General features: G+C 73.5%; 18 protein-coding genes. 9 read left to right on the forward strand and 9 right to left on the reverse strand.

Annotation, left to right across the window (positions count from 1 at the left end; translation table 11 throughout):
* Positions 1-82: 82 nt before the first annotated feature.
* The 3 genes from VFC33_02210 to VFC33_02220 all read left to right on the forward strand — a co-directional run bounded on the left by VFC33_02210 (position 83) and on the right by VFC33_02220 (position 3,169).
* The gene (locus VFC33_02210; protein ID HZR12041.1) at positions 83-535 is read left to right on the forward strand and encodes a hypothetical protein; all 453 of its coding nucleotides are present in this window, start codon (positions 83-85) and stop codon (positions 533-535) included.
* Between the two features lie 92 nt (positions 536-627).
* On the forward strand, positions 628-2,838 hold the full coding sequence (locus VFC33_02215) for a metallophosphoesterase family protein (protein HZR12042.1): 2,211 nt from the start codon (positions 628-630) through the stop codon (positions 2,836-2,838).
* 76 nt (positions 2,839-2,914) lie between these two features.
* Entirely contained in the window at positions 2,915-3,169 is a 255-nt protein-coding gene (locus VFC33_02220; GenBank protein HZR12043.1) for a hypothetical protein, read from the forward strand.
* A 7-nt stretch (positions 3,170-3,176) separates the two neighbouring features.
* On the opposite strand, the gene VFC33_02225 is transcribed toward VFC33_02220, so the two are convergent.
* Positions 3,177-3,929 (reverse strand): tyrosine-protein phosphatase, encoded by a 753-nt coding sequence (locus VFC33_02225; GenBank protein ID HZR12044.1) that lies wholly within the window; start codon positions 3,927-3,929, stop codon positions 3,177-3,179.
* Positions 3,930-3,958: 29 nt separating this feature from the next.
* On the opposite strand from VFC33_02225, the gene VFC33_02230 reads away from it, so the two are divergent.
* Positions 3,959-4,456, forward strand: a complete 498-nt coding sequence (locus tag VFC33_02230; GenBank protein HZR12045.1) for a nitroreductase/quinone reductase family protein — start codon at positions 3,959-3,961, stop codon at positions 4,454-4,456.
* A 19-nt stretch (positions 4,457-4,475) separates the two neighbouring features.
* Here VFC33_02230 and VFC33_02235 read toward each other — a convergent pair whose 3' ends face one another.
* Together VFC33_02235 and VFC33_02240 are read right to left on the reverse strand one after the other, a co-directional pair.
* Positions 4,476-5,165 (reverse strand): nitroreductase family protein, encoded by a 690-nt coding sequence (locus VFC33_02235; GenBank protein ID HZR12046.1) that lies wholly within the window; start codon positions 5,163-5,165, stop codon positions 4,476-4,478.
* A 10-nt stretch (positions 5,166-5,175) separates the two neighbouring features.
* Positions 5,176-6,210 carry an NADPH:quinone oxidoreductase family protein gene (locus VFC33_02240; protein HZR12047.1) on the reverse strand — a complete coding sequence of 345 codons (1,035 nt, stop codon included), beginning with the start codon at positions 6,208-6,210 and terminating at the stop codon, positions 5,176-5,178.
* A 48-nt stretch (positions 6,211-6,258) separates the two neighbouring features.
* On the opposite strand from VFC33_02240, the gene VFC33_02245 reads away from it, so the two are divergent.
* Genes VFC33_02245 through VFC33_02255 form a run of 3 tightly spaced genes read left to right on the forward strand, consistent with a single transcriptional unit; the run spans position 6,259 to position 9,576 of the window.
* The gene (locus tag VFC33_02245; protein ID HZR12048.1) at positions 6,259-7,131 is read left to right on the forward strand and encodes a glucose 1-dehydrogenase; all 873 of its coding nucleotides are present in this window, start codon (positions 6,259-6,261) and stop codon (positions 7,129-7,131) included.
* 38 nt (positions 7,132-7,169) lie between these two features.
* On the forward strand, positions 7,170-8,087 hold the full coding sequence (locus VFC33_02250; GenBank protein ID HZR12049.1) for a phosphatase PAP2 family protein: 918 nt from the start codon (positions 7,170-7,172) through the stop codon (positions 8,085-8,087).
* Positions 8,074-9,576 (forward strand): AMP-binding protein, encoded by a 1,503-nt coding sequence (locus VFC33_02255; GenBank protein ID HZR12050.1) that lies wholly within the window; start codon positions 8,074-8,076, stop codon positions 9,574-9,576. Before VFC33_02250 ends, VFC33_02255 begins: the two co-directional genes overlap by 14 nt.
* Here VFC33_02255 and VFC33_02260 read toward each other — a convergent pair.
* The 3 genes from VFC33_02260 to VFC33_02270 are packed head-to-tail and all read right to left on the reverse strand — an operon-like array spanning position 9,551 to position 12,257.
* Complete coding sequence (locus VFC33_02260; protein HZR12051.1) at positions 9,551-10,342, reverse strand: FAD:protein FMN transferase; 792 nt, start codon at positions 10,340-10,342, stop codon at positions 9,551-9,553. The two genes, VFC33_02255 and VFC33_02260, sit on opposite strands and share 26 nt — an antisense overlap.
* Before the next feature lie 2 nt (positions 10,343-10,344).
* Complete coding sequence (locus tag VFC33_02265; GenBank protein ID HZR12052.1) at positions 10,345-10,848, reverse strand: FMN-binding protein; 504 nt, start codon at positions 10,846-10,848, stop codon at positions 10,345-10,347.
* A 17-nt stretch (positions 10,849-10,865) separates the two neighbouring features.
* On the reverse strand, positions 10,866-12,257 hold the full coding sequence (locus tag VFC33_02270) for a ferredoxin reductase family protein (protein HZR12053.1): 1,392 nt from the start codon (positions 12,255-12,257) through the stop codon (positions 10,866-10,868).
* 208 nt (positions 12,258-12,465) lie between these two features.
* On the opposite strand from VFC33_02270, the gene VFC33_02275 reads away from it, so the two are divergent.
* Positions 12,466-12,774, forward strand: a complete 309-nt coding sequence (locus VFC33_02275; protein HZR12054.1) for a WhiB family transcriptional regulator — start codon at positions 12,466-12,468, stop codon at positions 12,772-12,774.
* 118 nt (positions 12,775-12,892) lie between these two features.
* Here the strand turns inward: VFC33_02275 and VFC33_02280 are convergent, their stop codons facing one another.
* Both VFC33_02280 and VFC33_02285 read right to left on the reverse strand, forming a co-directional pair.
* The gene (locus VFC33_02280; protein HZR12055.1) at positions 12,893-13,369 is read right to left on the reverse strand and encodes a hypothetical protein; all 477 of its coding nucleotides are present in this window, start codon (positions 13,367-13,369) and stop codon (positions 12,893-12,895) included.
* Complete coding sequence (locus VFC33_02285; GenBank protein ID HZR12056.1) at positions 13,366-14,400, reverse strand: alcohol dehydrogenase catalytic domain-containing protein; 1,035 nt, start codon at positions 14,398-14,400, stop codon at positions 13,366-13,368. Before VFC33_02285 ends, VFC33_02280 begins: the two co-directional genes overlap by 4 nt.
* A 34-nt stretch (positions 14,401-14,434) precedes the next feature.
* Here VFC33_02285 and VFC33_02290 point away from each other — a divergent pair, with 34 nt between their 5' ends.
* Positions 14,435-15,475 (forward strand): TIGR03617 family F420-dependent LLM class oxidoreductase, encoded by a 1,041-nt coding sequence (locus tag VFC33_02290; protein HZR12057.1) that lies wholly within the window; start codon positions 14,435-14,437, stop codon positions 15,473-15,475.
* Position 15,476: 1 nt separating this feature from the next.
* On the opposite strand, the gene VFC33_02295 is transcribed toward VFC33_02290, so the two are convergent.
* On the reverse strand, positions 15,477-16,163 hold the full coding sequence (locus VFC33_02295; protein HZR12058.1) for a GNAT family N-acetyltransferase: 687 nt from the start codon (positions 16,161-16,163) through the stop codon (positions 15,477-15,479).

Below are 16,163 nucleotides of genomic sequence, written 5' to 3' on the forward strand. Positions count from 1 at the left end.
TACCCGTCCACGCCATGCCCATCCCCGGTGCGCGCGTCCGGCGCGCGGGCTGGCCACTGTCCCGCGACTAGAAACGTTCGCGATGTTCGTCACGAGCCACGTCCTCGCGGGCGCGATCGTCGGCACGACCTGTCGGCGCAGCCCCGCCGCCGCGTTCGCGCTCGGCGTCGCGTCGCACGTCGCGATGGACCTCACCCCGCACTGGGGTGATCCGGAGATCACGCACGAGCGGTTCCTCGTGATCGCGAAGCGCGACGGGCTGCTCGGGCTCGGCGCCCTGTCGGCCGCGCTCGTCGCGGGCGTCCCGCCCCGGCGGGCGCTGGCGGCCGCCATCTTCGGCGCGGTGCTCCTCGACCTCGACAAGCCGGGCCGCCACTTCCTCGGGCGGAGCCCGCTGCCCCGGGCCGTCGACCGGTTCCACACCGCGATCCAGCGGGAGGCGCCCGACCGCCTCGGCCTGGAGATGCTCTACGGCGCCGTCCTGGCGGCCGCGGCGACGGCCGTCCTCGCCCGCCGCCGTCACGCCGCGGCCTGACGCTCCGGGGAGAAACACCCGTTTCGCGGCGCGCGCCCTGTTCCGCGGTGATCAGGGGACCCTAACGTGGCGCCGGCAGGTGGTCCCGGGCCGTGGCGCGCGACATCGGGGTCGGCGAGGGCACGACCGGGGACGGGGGCACGAGGGTGAGGCAGGGATCGAGCCCGGCGCGCAGCCGGCGGGCGCTGGGTGTGGTCGTCGCGACGACGACGTTCGTCGCGCTCCTGGGCCTGGCCGCCGCCCCGGCGTCCGCTGCCGGGCCGCGCCTGCTGCGCACGCCGTACCTGACGGACGCGTCTGCGTCGTCGATGCTCGTCAACTTCGCGACGGACACGCAGTCGCCCGCGCCGGTCGTGACGTACGGGACCGCGCGCGGGTCGTGCGGCACGTCCACGGTGACGGCCACCGGCAAGAGCATCACGGTCGGCACGGCGACCGCGTACCAGTGGGGGGCGCGCATCAACGGGCTGACCCCGGACACCGCGTACTGCTACCGCGTGCTGCAAGGGACGACCGACCTTCTCGCCGGTGCGGCACCGACGTTCCGCACCGCGGCGGGTGCAGGCTCGGCGTTCTCGTTCGCGGTGATCGGCGACTGGGGTGCCGGCACGCCCGACGAGGCGAAGGTGTTCACGCAGATCGCGGCGAGCAATCCGAACTTCGTCGTGACGGTCGGCGACAACGCGTACAACGACGGCTCGCAGACCGACTACGGCGACGTCGACGGCGGCAACGTCTTCACGCCCGACTACTGGGGCAAGATCGGCGCGACGACCCCGGGCTTCCCCGCGTTCGGGAACCACGGCTTCACGAACGGCAACGTGCACCTCGACGACTGGCCCGTCGACTCCGTGGTCGCGTCGTCGGGTGGCCGGTTCGGGCCGATGACGTACTGCTGCCTCACGCAGATGGCCGGGTCGAGGACGTACTCGGACGGTTGGTACGCGTTCGACTGGGGCAGCGCGCGCTTCTACGTGCTGCAGGCGGCGTGGGCCGACGGCACCGGTGGCTACCAGAGCGACTTCGAGGGCCACTGGTCGAACGGGATGCCCGGCTGCGGACCGTGCGGCGCGGAGATGCAGTGGCTGCAGCAGGACCTCGCGGCGCACGCCGACACGCCGATCAAGTTCGCGTTCTTCCACTACCCGCTCTACAGCGACAGCAGCCACGAGACGAGCGACCAGTTCCTCGAGGGGCAGAACGGTCTCGAGGGCGTGCTCGCGCGCGCGGGCGTGAACATCGTGTTCAACGGGCACGCGCACTTCTACGAGCGCAACAAGCCGATGATCCCCGGTTCGCCGATGGTCAGCTACGTCACGGGCGGCGGTGGCGCCACGCCCGAGCCGCTCGACATGTGCAGCTCGTACGACGCGTTCGGCATCGGCAGCGGTGGCCGCACGTGCCCCTCCGGCAACACCACCTCGGCGTCCGTGTTCCACTTCCTCAAGGTCGACGTCGACAGCACGGGGATCACGGTCACGCCGATCGACGAGAACGGCACGCGCTTCGACGTGCAGCACTACGCCGTCAACGGCTCGCCGCCCCCGACGACGACCTCGACCACGAGCAGCACGTCGACCAGCACGACGACCACGACCGCGCCTCCGGCCGGCGGCGCCTTGAGCGGCTGGACGCTCGACGGCTGGGGTGGCCTGCACGCCTTCGGGACGTCGGCCTCGGCCGTCACGATCACGAACGCGCCGTACTGGCCGGGGTGGGACATCGCGCGCGGCGTCGCGTTCTCGGGCCGCGGGTGGGGTGTCGTCGCCGACGGCTGGGGCGGCCTGCACACGTTCCTCGCCGGCGCCGGCAGCGCGCCCGTCATCACGTCGAACGCGTACTGGCGCGCGTGGGACATCGTCCGCGGCGTCGCGTTGATGCCCGACGGCTCCGGCGGCTTCGTGCTCGACGGCTGGGGTGGGCTGCACCCGTTCTCGATCGGTTCGGGGAAGGCGCCGACCGCGACCGGCGTGCCGTACTGGCCCGGGTGGGACATCGCGCGGGGCATCACGATCGACCCCTCCGGGAGGTTCGGCTACGTGATCGACGGGTGGGGTGGTCTCCACCCGTTCCGGATCGGGTCGTCGACGGTCGACCCGCCGCAGGTGACGGGCGCGCCGTACTGGCCGGGGTGGGACATCGCGCGCGGCGTCGCGCTCGCGCCCGACGGCACGAGCGGTGCGACCGTCGACGGCTGGGGCGGGCTCCACGCGTTCGCGGTCGGCTCGGGTGCACCGCCCGCGGCGCCGAGCGCGCCGTACTGGCCGGGGTGGGACATCGCGCGCGGCGTCGCGCTCCGCTGACGCGGCCCGTCAAAGTTCGCGCAATCGTTCACACCGGAGTCACGTTCGGAACACCTCCGCGCGCTAGACCGGTGCGGTGCTCGTGTTCCCGCTGCGACCCGTGCCGCCGCCGCGTCCGGAGGACGGTGTGACGGTCGTGCAGGCGCGCTCCGGGGACCACGGCACCGTGCTCGTGATCGGGCCGACCGCGCACATCGCGATGAGCTGCGGCGTCTGCGGCCGCGTGTTGACGACGGGCGTCGTGCCCGGCCAGCTCCACGCGATGGTCCTGCGCTGCAACGGGTGTGGCTCGTTCAACCATCCCGAGGCCGTGCCCGGCGTCGACGACTGACGCGCGATCAGGCCAGCAACCTCGCGCGCAGCGACGCGAGCTCGCGCGCGTCGAGCCCGTGCCGGGTCACGTACGCGGTGACGGAGCCGTGCGCGGTGGTGATCCCCGCGAGCACGTCGCGCATCACGTGGGCCTCCGCGGTGAGCAGCGCGGGGTCGACGTTCCCCGCCTCGTTGCCCGCCGCGCCTCGGGACCGTTGACGCGCCAGCAGCTCGTCGAGGTGCTCGGCGGTCGTCGCGTAGTCGAGCGCGATCACGTCGTCGTCGACGCCGAGCACGCCGAGGAGGAGCGCCGCGACGAGGCCGGTACGGTCCTTGCCGGCCGCGCAGTGGAAGACGACGGGCTGGTTGACCGGGTCGGCGACGACCCGCAGAACCCCGACGAACCGATCCGCGAAGCGCTCGAGCATCATCCCGTAGAGCTCCGCCATCGGGCGCGACACGGGGTCGGGCTCGCCGTCGCCCGGCCGGCGACGCGTCTCGTCCACGATCGGCAGGTGGTGCACGGCGACGCCGCGACCGGCGAGCGGTGCGGGGCCGTACGTCGCGACCTCGTTCGCGGCGCGCAGGTCCACCACGGTGACGAGACCGAGCCCGTCGACCAGGCGCGCGACGTCGGCATCGCTCAGGTGCGAGAGCGAGTCGCTGCGGAAGACGCGTCCCGAGCGCACGGTGCGCCCGTCGACCGTCGGATAGCCGCCGAGATCGCGGAAGTTCGCGGGCCCGTCGAGCGCGATGCGTCGCGGTCCGAGGGTCGTCATGCGGTCATGGTCGCGTACGATGCCGCGCCATGTCCGACAGCGAGCAGACACGCCCGGAGGGCCAGGCCAACGAGGCGTTCGTCGAGCCGTCGCGCGACGAGATCCCCGGCATCAGCCGGCAGCACGTCGCCGCGATGGAGTCGTCCGACGCCGACGAGATCTGGGTCCTCGCGGGCATGCACCACGTCGTGCTCCGGACGATCGGGCGCAAGAGCGGCAACGAGCACAAGGTCGCGCTCCCGTTCTGGATGGACCCGGAGGGCAACCGTGTGGTGGTCGCCTCGTTCTCCGGCGCGCCGAAGCACCCCGCGTGGTACCTCAACCTGACGGACCGCGAGAAGAACCCCGAGGTCCTCGTGCGCGTGCAGGGCGGCGCGTTCTGGGCCGACGCGCAGGTGCTCGAGGGCGAGGACTACGAGCGGACGTGGGCCGGGCTGACCGCCGACCGCGCGTACTACAACGACTACCAGACGCGCACCGACCGCCGGATCCCGCTCGTGCGTCTCGTCGAGCTGCGTCCCGCGTGACGCGACCGCCGTGCCGGCGTCAGCCGGCGAAGCGTGCACCGTCGAACGTGTCGACGGTGGTGAACTCGGCGACGGGCGCGCGCGCCAGCCGCTTCGGCTCGGCGACCGGGTACCCGAGCGCGAGCACCGCGGCGATCGCGAGCTCGTCGGGCACGCGCAGGAGCTGCTTCATCTCGGGCTCACGACGGATCGGCATCGTCGTCATCACGCCGCGGAGCCCTTCCTCGCGCGCCGCGAGGAGCACGCTCCACGCGAACGGGTAGACCGACGCGCCGCCCGCGAACGTGTACCTGTCGAAGCCGCGGTCGACCGCTGCGAGCGCGCGCAGGTCGGCCAGGAGCGCGAGCAGGACGGGAACCTCGTCGAGATGCTCGGCGAACCCGCCCGGCCCGCTCGACGCGGCGTCGCGGATCGCGGGCGCATCCGCGAGCGCGGCCTGCTCGGCGGCGGTGTCGGTGACGGGCGCCCACGGTGTCAGGCCGCGCGAGCGCATCGCGAGGTAGTCGTACCAACCGTCGAGGTACAGGTCGCGCACCGCACGCCGGATCGCGCCGTCACGCAGCACGACCACGCGCCAGCCCTGCCGGTTCCCACCGCTCGGCGCGAACCGCGCGTTGTCGAGGACGCGGAAGAGCACGTCGTCGGGGACCGGCTCGGGGCGAAACTCGCGGATCGCGCCCGTCGTCCGCAGCGCGTCGACCAGGTTCACGTCGTCCTCCTCACGGCGTCACGTGCACGACGCTCTTGCCGATCGTCTTCCTCGACTCGAGGTCCTCCAGCGCGGACGGGATCTCGTCGAAGCCGACGACGCGGCCGACGCGCGGCGCGATCGCGCCCGCGTCGAGCAGCGCGACGAGCGCGTCGTGGGTCTCCTGCCCGACGTCGCGCCCGAACGCGTTGAACCCGGCGGCGCGCGCCGCAGGGTAGGGGTCGTCGTTCCAGCTCATCATGGCGCCGACGACCGAGAAGTTGCCCTTGCTGATGGCGCGGGGTGGGAGGCCGGCCTCGCCACCCGCCTGCCCGCCCGAGAAGCCCGCCGCCAGGTAGCGCCCTTCGCGCGCGATGCAGCGGAACGACCCGAGCGCGACGTCGCCGCCGACGAGATCGCAGATGACGTCGGCGCCGCGCCCTTCCGTCGCCTCGAGCACGACGGCCGCGAAGTCCTCGGTGCGGTAGTCGATCACGACGTCGGCACCGAGCGCCCGGCAGTACGCGGTCTTCTCGGGGCCGCCCGCGGTCGCGAACACGCGTGCGCCTGCGGCGACGCCGAGCTGCACCGCGGCCGAGCCGACACCGCCCGCACCCGAGTGGACGAGCAGCGTCTCGCCGTTGCGGAGCCCGGCGCGCCGGTGCAGCGCGAGGTGCGCGGTGTGGAACGCGATCATGAACGCAGCCGCGTGGTCGTCGTCGAGCGCGTCGGGCGCGTCGAACGTCATCGCGACCGGCGCGACGGCCTGCTGCGCGTACGCCCCGTGCCCGCCGGTCGGTACCGCGACGACGCGCCGGCCGATCCACGAGTCGGCGCCCGGGCCCGCGGCGTCGACGACCCCCGTCATCTCCATGCCCAGCGCGAACGGGAGGGGCGGCGCGATCGTCGGGTAGATGCCGCGGCACATGTCGGTGTCGTTGAGGTTGAGCGCGGTCCGGCTGACCGCGACCCGGACCTCGCCCGGGCCCGGCACCGGGGGATCGACGTCGTCGAGCCGCAGCGCGGCCGTCGGCGGGCCGTATCGGTGGACTCGCCACTGCTTCACCGCGGACACGTTGTCACACACGCCGGCGGGCGAGTGGTAGACGGAAGCGTGGACACGACGGGAACGAGCCTCGACGACCTCACGCTGCGCGACCGCGTCGCGATCGTGACGGGCGCCGGACGCGGCATCGGCGCCGAGATCGCCGTCACGTTCGCGGCCGCGGGCGCGGACACTGCCCTCGTCGCCCGCTCCGCCGACCAGCTCGACGACGTCGCCGAGCGTGTCCGCGCGCACGGGCGCCGCGCGCTGGTGCTGCCCGGCGACGTGAACGACCTCGCGTTCCTGGCCGCGATCGTCGCTCGTACGGTCGCGGAGCTGGGCGGTGTCGACGTGGTCGTCAACAACGCGGGCGGTTCGGTGTCGCACCGGTTCCTCGACACACGGGTCGAACAGCTCGAGGCGTCGTTCCACTTCAACGTCTCGGTCCCGTTCGAGCTCACGCGCCTCGCCGTTCCTCAGATGCTGACAGCGGGTCGGAGGCGAGGCGGAGGCGTGGCCGGAGGCCGGGACGCCGGAGCCGAGGCGACCAATGGACGTGGAGGCTGCGTCGTCAACATCGGGTCGGTCGCGGGGGTGAAGGCCGCCCGCGGGTCGCTGGTGCACTCGACGACGAAGGCTGCGCTGGCGCAGCTCACGCGCGTGATGGCCGCCGACCTCGCGCCACGCGTACGCGTCAACGCGGTGCTGCCGGGCGCGGTCGAGACCGACGCGCTGCGGGGGTTCCTCGAGCGGATGGATCCGTCGGTGCGTGAGCACATGCGCGACCGCACGCCGATGCGACGCAACGGCACGCCGCGTGACATCGCGGCCGCGGTGCTGTTCCTGGCGTCGCCTGCGGCGAGCTGGATCACGGGCAAGCTGCTCGAGGTGGACGGCGCCGCGGGCGACGACCTCGTCCCGAAGGCCATCCCGGACTACTGAGCGTGGTCCCGGTCGCGGGCCCGAGGCAGACTGACGGCGTGCACCTGCCGAGCTTGTGGGTGACGTGGCGGGCGGCCGCGGTCGTGGCCGTCACCCTGGCTGCGCTCGGCGTCGTCGCGCGGCGCCGCGGCGGGGAGGGTCGCGTCGCGACGTTCGTCGCCGCGTTCGCGTCGGAGGCCGCCGTGGTCTTCGCGCTGTTCGCGATGTGGCAGCTCGCCGCGACGTTGTCGATCACGCGCGTGACGGGCGCGATCGCGCACGCGCGCACGGTGTGGCACATCGAGCGTTGGTTGCACCTGCCGAGCGAGGTCACCGTGCAGTCGTGGTTCCTCCCGCACCCGACGCTCGTCCGGCTGGCCAACCTCTACTACGCGTCGTTGCACTTCCCCGTGACCATCGCGTTCCTCGTCTGGGTGTTCGTGCGCCGTCGGGACCGGTATCCGCGCGTCCGCAACGCGCTCGCGGTCGCGACCGGTGCGTGCCTGCTCGTGCAGATGATCCCGGTGGCACCGCCGCGCATGCTCGACGGGCTGGGCTTCGTCGACACCGCGCTGCGCTACGGGCAGTCGGTCTACGGCTCGACGGGGCGGGGGATCGCCGACCAGCTCTCGGCGATGCCGTCCGTCCACGTCGCGTGGGCGGTGCTGGTCGCCGTCGGCGTGTGCGCCCTGACGCGCAGCCGGTGGCGGTGGCTGGCCGTCGTGCACGCCGCGTTGACCGTGCTCGTCGTCGTCGTCACCGCCAACCACTTCTGGCTCGACGGCATCGTCGCCGTCGCCCTGCTCGGGCTCGGCTGGCTCGTGGCGACGGCGATCGACCGCGTACCGGCGCGACGCCCGTCCCTGGCCCTCGCGGTGCAGAGCGGCCCGGAGCCGGGTACGAACTCCCTGACGCCAGTGTCAGTCGGGGGACGTGCCGTGGGCGAGCAACCGGAGAGAACCGATGTCCCTGCGTGAGCGGGTCACGCTGGCGCGCGCCCGCGACGTCACGACCGGAACGCTGCTCGAGCGTCTCACGCGACTGAACGACGGCAGCCGTCTCGTGACGGAGGACGGCGCGGACGGGATGGTGCTGACGTACCGCGACGCCGCGGACGTCGTCGCCCGCTGGGCGGGCGGCATTGCCGCGCGCGCGGGTCGGGGCGCGCGCGTCGTCATCGCGACGCCGAACGGCTACGCGCTGTTCCTGCTGTGCCTCGCGGCCGGGCGCGCGGGATGCGTGGCCGTGCCCGTCAACCCGAAGATGCGCGCCGACGAGGTCGACCACGTCGTCGCCGACTCGCAGGCCGCGCTGGTCGTCCGCTCACCCGCGGAGGTCGACGGCGCCGCGCCGATGCCGGCTGCACCGGTCGATCCCGGCGACGTCGCCGCGCTCTTCTACACGTCGGGCACGACGGGCAAGCCGAAGGGCGCGCAGCTGTCGCACCGCGCGCTCGTCGGCCAGGCGATCAAGGGCGTGCTCTACCCGTCGTGGCTCCACCGCGACGAGATGGTGACCGGGATGCCGGTCGCGCACATCGCCGGGTTCTCGATGCTCGTCATGCAGGCATGTCTCGGCGTGCCCGTCTACCTGTTGCGCAAGTTCCGTCCCGACGTCGCGCTCGACGCGATCGAGCAGCGACGGGCGACGATGTTCGTCGGCGTCCCCGCGATGTACCGCATGATGCTCGAGGCCGGTGCGCCGGCGCGCGACCTGCGCTCGGTGCGGCTGTGGGGGTCGGGCGCCGACGCGATGCCCGTCGACCTGGCCCGGCGGTTCCAGCGCATGGGCGCGACCGTCACGTTGCCGATGCTGCACGCGTCGCTCGGGACCGCCGCCTTCTTCGACGGCTACGGGATGGTCGAGCTCGGCGGAGGCGTCGCGCTGAAGGTCTCGCCGCCGGGGATCCCGCTGCGCACGCCGCCCCTCGTCGGTGTCCCGATGCCGGGCGTCAAGATGAAGGTCGTCGACGAGCAGGGTGTCGAGCTCCCGCGCGGCACCGTCGGCGAGCTCGCGGTGCGCGCGCCGGCTGTCATGCGCGGGTACCACGGTCGCGGCGCGCCCGACGACGCGTTCACCCCAGACGGCTGGCTCCGCACGGGTGACCTCGCGCGCCGAACCAGGCTCGGGATGGTCGAGTTCGCGGGGCGCAAGAAGGACGTCATCAAGCACGGCGGGTACTCGGTGTTCGCCGTCGAGGTGGAGCACACGCTCCAGCAGCACGACGCGGTGTCCGAGGCCGCGGTGGTCGGGCTCCCCGACGTGCGCAAGGGCGAGGTGCCGGCCGCGGCCGTGGTGCTGCGCCAGGGCTGCAGCGTGAGCGGCGACGAGCTCGCGCACTGGGCGCACGAGCACATGGCGGACTACAAGGCGCCGCAGCGCGTCCTCGTCGTCGACGAGCTGCCCCGGACGGGGACGGAGAAGGTCCAGAAGGCCGAGGTCAAGAAGCTGTTCGGGGTGTCGTGAAGCGCGCGAAGCCCGGCGTGCTCAGGACGCGCGCGTCGTTCGTGATCGCCATCGCCTCGTAGCCGCCGCGCCGCGCGATCCATTCGAGCCCGGCCCGGCCCATCACCATCACGGCGGTCGCGTACGCGTCGGCGAGCGCGAGATCCGGCCCGACGACCGTGGCGGACGCGAGCGCGGTCGCGGGGTGTCCGGTGCGCGGATCGAGGACGTGGTCGCCACGTTCGTACCGTCCCGACGTCGCGACCGCGAGGTCGTACGCGTCCACGACGGCCGCGACCTTGTCGCGCTCCCACGGGTGCTGGATCCCGACGCGCCACGGGGTGGCTTCATCACGCGGGCGGCGCGTCAGCACGTCGCCGCCCGCGTTGATGCAGAAGTCGTGCGCACCCGCGCGTTCGAGCAGTTCGCCGGCGCGCTGGACCGCCCATCCCTTCACGATCCCGGACGGGTCGAGCGGCGCGCGCCCGGGCGCGGGCGGCGCGTCCGGGTGCGCGCCGGCGCGCACGTCGAACGCTCCGCCCGTCTCCTCGCGGACGCGGTCGGAGAGCGCGAGCACGGTCCGGACCTCGTCGCTCGCGTTGTGCCGCGCGAGCGCACCGTGCCCGAGCCGCACGATCTCGGAGTCGTCCCGCCACGTGCTGAACAGCAGGTCCACACGGTCGAACCACGCGTACACGTCGTCGAGGGCGCGCTCGTCGACCGCGTGGTCCGCGTCCCGCACGTCGACCGAGACGACCGTGCCCCAGCACGGCTCGGCCCGCTGCACGGTCAGGAGTTGACGCCGGCGGCCTGGAGCGCGGCCTGCAGCGACTGCGCGTAGCCCTCGCTCGTGTACGTCGCGCCCGACACGACGTCGATGTTCGCGCTCTGGGCCTGCAACGCCTCGTCCCGGAGCTCGGGGCCGGCGAAGTCGCTGATGCGCGCCGAGCGGGGACGGTCACCGGGGAGCTGCAGCGCCTTGACGTCGACGAGACGGCCGTTCGCCACGGTGACGCGCACCTGCACGTCGCCGTATTGCGTCGAGACGGTGGGCCCGTCCACCTCGCGACGCGCCGACGGTGCGGTCGTCGTCGTCGAGGGCTGCGACGACGTGTCGCCCGACGACCCGGCCGGCGCGGTCGTGCCCGTGGTGGGCGGCGCCGCGGCCGCGGGCGGGTTCGTGGCCGGGGCCGCGTGCGCGACGCGTGTCGGCGTGGCCGGCGACGTGTGGAAGCTCAGCAGCAGGGCCAACCCCGCGGCGGTGGCGACGAGAACGGGAACGACGCGGCGCATCGGGTGTCCTCGCTCCTTCAGTACTCGAACCGCTCGAAGTGGATCTGCGTGCGCGGCACGCCGAGCCGGTGCAGGCGGCGGCACACCGCGTCGACCAGGCCGGGCGGCCCGCACACGAAGCAGTCGCGCTCACGGATGTCCGGCACGAGCGCGCGGAGGGCCGGGACGCCGAGGCGGTCCGTGTCGTCGTCGCCGATCTCCTCGCCGGTCAGCGCGTGCAGCGTGATGCCGCGTTCGATCCCGAGGTCCGTCAGCTCGTCGCGGAAGACGAGGTCCCTCGGGGTCGCGACCCGGTAGAGCAGGGTCAGGTCGCCGGGCGCGGCCGGCATCGTCTCGAGCAGGGCGCGCAGCGGTGTGATGCCGATGCCACCCGCGATGAGCACCGCGCGGCGCCGCGTGCGGCGCTCGTCGGTGAACGCGCCGTACGGTCCTTCGGCGAAGACGCGGGTTCCCCGGCGGACGTGTTGGAGCGCGCGTGTCTGCTCGCCCGCCTCCTTGACGGTGATGCGGAGTCGGTTCCGCCCGACCGGGGCGGACAGCGAGAACGGTCGCGCCCTCCACATCCCGCCCGGCGCGAGGAACCGCCAGACGAAGAACTGGCCGGGTCGGGCGTGGATCTCCTCGAGACGGCGACCCGTCATCGCGATCGACACGACGCCCGGGCCCTCGCGGCGCACGTCCGCGACGCGCAGCCGATGGCGGGCGTTGAACGCGACCGGTACACCGACCCTCCAGACGGCGACCGCGCCGAGCGTGACGACGAACAGCGCGACCCACCATGCGCGCGCGACGGCGTCACCGCTGAAGTCGCTGCCGACCGCCAGCTGGTGGGCGAACCCGAGCGCGACGGCGACGTACGCGTACAGGTGCGTCGCGTACCACGTCTCGCGTCGCAGCTCTCGACGCGCGACGCGGACGGACGTCGCGCCGACTGCGAGGAGCAGGACGAGCGCGACGAACGCCATCAACACGTCCGGGTAGTGGCGGATGAAGTCCATCGTCTGGCCCGCGAGCGACTCGCGGTTCGCCTCCGCGTACCCGATCGTGATGAACACGGTGTGCGCCACGAGGAGCCACACGGTCGTGAACCCCACCCAGCGGTGCCACACCGCGAGCCGGTCGAAGCCGAGGAAGCGCTCGAGCCACGGCACCCGCGCCATGAGCAGCACGCCGACGAGGAGCGCGTACGCGCCGAGGAGGCCGGTGACCTGACCGACGGCGGTCGCGACGGCACCGGGTCCGGACGCGCTCGCGAGCTCCCCGTGTCGCAGCCAGAGCGCGATCGCGAGCAGGCCGTTCGCGACGACCGCGACGGCGACGATCCAGGCTCGGTCGGCCCGCGCGCGCCGGACCGCGCCGGCCCGCGGCCCGGTGGGGATGGTCGGGCTCGCCGTGGTCGTCGCCGTCATCTCGCTCGAGCTCCGTCGGGTCCCGGGTGTGCCGCGCCGGGGCACTGATGGTGGCGGCCGGTCCTGAGAGGGGCCTGAGACGGGGCCCGGAGTTGACCGCTCGTTGACGTCCACCCTCGGGAGGTTTGCCGCATATAGACAAGAAGTGACCGATTCGGTAGCTTTGCGGGCCACGCTGGGGGGTAGCGAGCGCACGCAGGGAGGCCAGGTGGAGCAACTGATCACGGCGTCGGACGACCCCCGCTGGCGCCTCGAGGCCGCGTGCCGCGAGCGCTCCGTCCGGACGTTCTTCCCCGACCAGTCCGATCCGACGACCGCCCGGCGGATCTGCGCCCGCTGCCCGGTGCGGCGGGAGTGCCTCGAATACGCGCTGGTGACCGGCCAGGAGCACGGCGTGTGGGGCGGCACGACCCCGCGCGAGCGGACGCAGATCCGGCGCGGGGTGCTGACGATCGAGGCCGTCTTCTCCCGCGTCGTCCGGCCCCGCCGGCCCCGGCGCCGCCGGCTCGCGAGCTGAACGCTCGCCGCCGGCGTCACCTGCTGGTCGCGCTCGCTCGGCCGCAGGGTACCTGCGGCCGCCCTCCGGGACGCTCGCCGCTGAACGGCGGCTCGCGAGCTGACGTCTGAATTCGCCGTTACGGCGCCGTCCGGGTCGGGTCCCGATCGCGCACCGCGAGGTGCTGGAGCTCGATCATCAACGGCAGGACGAAGCCGATGTAGGCGCTCGTCATCGTGTACGAGCGCTCGGGCCCGTGCGTCACGCGGGCATGCACGTCGATCACGCGGACGCGCTCGTCGCGCGCGGCGACGTCCTTCGCGCGCCCGACGATGGCGTGGAGCTCGTCGAGCGTCGCGACCTGCAGCCCGAAGTGGTCGAGCGACGGCGCGCGCAGGTACGGCGTCCCCGGGAGCAGGTACACGAACTGGCCGAAGGTCCCGGTGTAGAGGATGAGCGGGTTCCCCTCCTCACTCGAGTTGTCGCCCTCGGTCCAGCCGAAGACGTCGCCGTAGAACCCGAGGAGCTCCGCGCGGCCGCGGTCGTCGAGGAGCGCGGGGTCGACGGTGATCGCGACATGGTTGATCCGGGGCGTGAACGAGCGCGGCTCGGTCATCGGGAGACCTCCGGCCGCACGAGCACCTTGCCGGGGAGCTCGCCGCGCGCGAGACGGCGCATCGTCGTGTCGAGCTCGTCCAGCGTCACGTCGTCGGGCTCGACGAGCAGGTCGACGGGGAGACGGCCGGACGCGAGCAGGTCGAGCGCGCCGGAGAAGCCGTCGGCTCCGTAGTTGTACGCACCGAGCGCGGTCAGCTCGAGCACGATCATCCGGTTGTGGTTCACGCGCGGCTCCTCGTGTCCGGTGCCGACGAAGACGAGCGTGCCCGCGTAGTCGAGCTGGTCGAGCGCCGCTTCGGCGGCCCGCGCGTTCCCCGAGCACTCGAACGCGATCGTGAACGGCGAGTCGACCGGCCGGCCGAGCGGCGCGCGTGGGAGCTCGCCGGGATCGAGGACGCGTCGCGCGCCGATCTCCGCCGCGCGCGCCCGCCGAGCGGGGAAGGGCTCGACGACCGTGACGTCGGTGATCCCCTGTGCCCGCAGGACCGCGAGCGTCAGGAGCCCGACCGGGCCCGCGCCCGTCACGAGCACGCGGTCCTCGGTCGTCACGCCCGAGAGCGCGACCGTGTGGAGCGCGATCGCGGTCGGCTCGGTCAGCGCCGCGTGTCGCGTCGACAGGCCGTCGGGAACCGGCGACAGCGACCGCTCGGGAACCGCGAGGTACCGCGTGAACGCGCCGCGCCACTCGGTGAAGTCGACGGGCTCGCGCTCGAGGCACACCGACGGGCGGCCCCGGAGGCAGGCGCGGCACCGCCCGCACCCGGGCGTCGGGTTGCCGACGACGCGCGCCCCGGGACCGAAGCGCGTGCCGTCGCCGGCGTCGACCACCGTCGCCGACCACTCGTGACCGAGGATCGACCCCGGCCGGGCGTATCCCTCGAGGACGAGGTGGAGATCCGTGCCGCACACGCCGCAGTGCGACACCTCGACGAGCGCCTCACCGGGACGCGGCTCGGGCACGCGCACCTCGCGCACGTCGACGGAACGCTCACCCGTGTACACGGCGGCAGGCATCAGGTCGGGTGGCACGGGCGGATCGTACGGTCGCGTAGCTTCGCTGCGCATGAAGGCGCACATGATGACCGGGGGCACGGCGCTGCGCGACTTCCAAGAAGTCGCACGCGGCGCGGCGGCGGCCGGCTACGCGGGCCTCGTCGTGACGGAGGCGGGCCGCACCGCCTACTTGTCGTGCGCGGCCGCGGCGCTCTCGGGTGCCGACCTCGATCTCGCGACCGGCGTGGCTGTCGCGTTCCCGCGCAGCCCGATGGTGACCGCGTCGGTCGCCTGGGAGCTCGCCGAGGCGACCGGTGGCCGCTTCCGTCTCGGCGTCGGGCCGCAGGTGCGCGCGCACGTCGAGCGTCGCTACTCGTCGGAGTTCGACCACCCCGGACCGCGGCTGCGCGAGTACGTCGAGGCGCTGCACGCGATCTTCGACGCGTTCCGCGGCGACCGGCCGCTCGAGTACGACGGTGACTTCTACCGCTTCTCGCTGCTGCCGCCGACGTGGTCGCCCGGCCCGATCGGCGCGCCGAACCCGCCCGTCGACGTCGCCGCGGTGAACCCGTGGATGCTGCGCATGTCGGGCACGGTCGCGGACGGCGTGCACGTCCATCCGCTGAACGCGCCCGCGTACTACGAGCAGACGCTCGTCCCGAACGTCCGCGCGGGGCTCGCACGCGCCGGGCGCGACCCCTCGACGTTCACGGTGTTCGTCCCCCTGTTCACCGTTCCGGGCGCGGACGAGGGCGAGCGCCGGCCGTGGCGCGAGGCGTCGCGCGCCATGGTCGCGTTCTACGGGTCCACGCCGAACTACGCGTTCATCTTCGAGCAGCTCGGCGCGCCCGAGACGACGCCGCGGCTGCGTGCCGCGCAGAAGAGCGGAGCTCCGGCCGAGATGGCGAAGGTCATCGACGACGAGCTGCTCGCGCACTTCGTCGTCGAGGGCACGTGGGACGAGCTGCCCGACGTCGTCGCCGAGCGGTGCGCGCCACTGCGCGACTTCGACGTGCAGGTCGTGCTGTACCACGCGGGCATGGCCGCCCGTCGCGGCGACGGCAGCTACGAGCGCCTCGGCGACGTCGCGCGAAGACTCGCCGCGCGCTGACTCAGCCGGGCGCGCGCACGCCGGCGGCCTCGATCGTTCGCCGCACGACGAACCCGAGCTTCTCGTACAGCGCGATCGCCGGCGCGTTGTCCCCGACGACGTGCAGGAACGCGGTCTCGCGCCGCGCGCAGACGCGCGCCACGAGCTCGCCCACGAGTCGCGCGGCGTAGCCGCGACCGCGGTACGCCTCGTGGACGCAGACCGCGCTGACCTCGGTGAAGCCGTCGAGGCGCATCCGCTCGCCGGCCATCGCGACGAGCTTCCCGTCGAGCCGGACACCCAGGTACGTCCCGAGCGTGATCGTCCGGGGGAGGAACGGACCCGGGCGCGTGCGTGCGACGAGATCCGTCATGTCGTCGACATCCGCGTGCCCGAGGGGTGTCACCCCGGCGCCGTCGCGAGCAGCGCCCGGCGGTGGCGTGGTCGCGACCATCTGGAACCCGATCCCGCGCCACAGCACCTCCCACCCGTCGGGTGCGTCGACCTCGGCCCGGAACAGCACGGCGCCGTTCCCGGGCCCGACGAGCGCGCGCAGGTCGTCCCATGCGGCGGCGCTCGGCTCGTCGGGGAGCGCGGCGAACGGAGCGACATCCGGCTCGTAGCGCGCGGCCGACGCGTTGCGTTGCGCGACGTCGTGCTGCGGCCCGGTGAGCGCGTGCCAGACCGCGTTGTCGAGCGGGTCGGTCAT

This window comes from Acidimicrobiia bacterium (genome assembly GCA_035651955.1).
GTDB lineage: Bacteria > Actinomycetota > Acidimicrobiia > IMCC26256 > JAMXLJ01 > JAMXLJ01.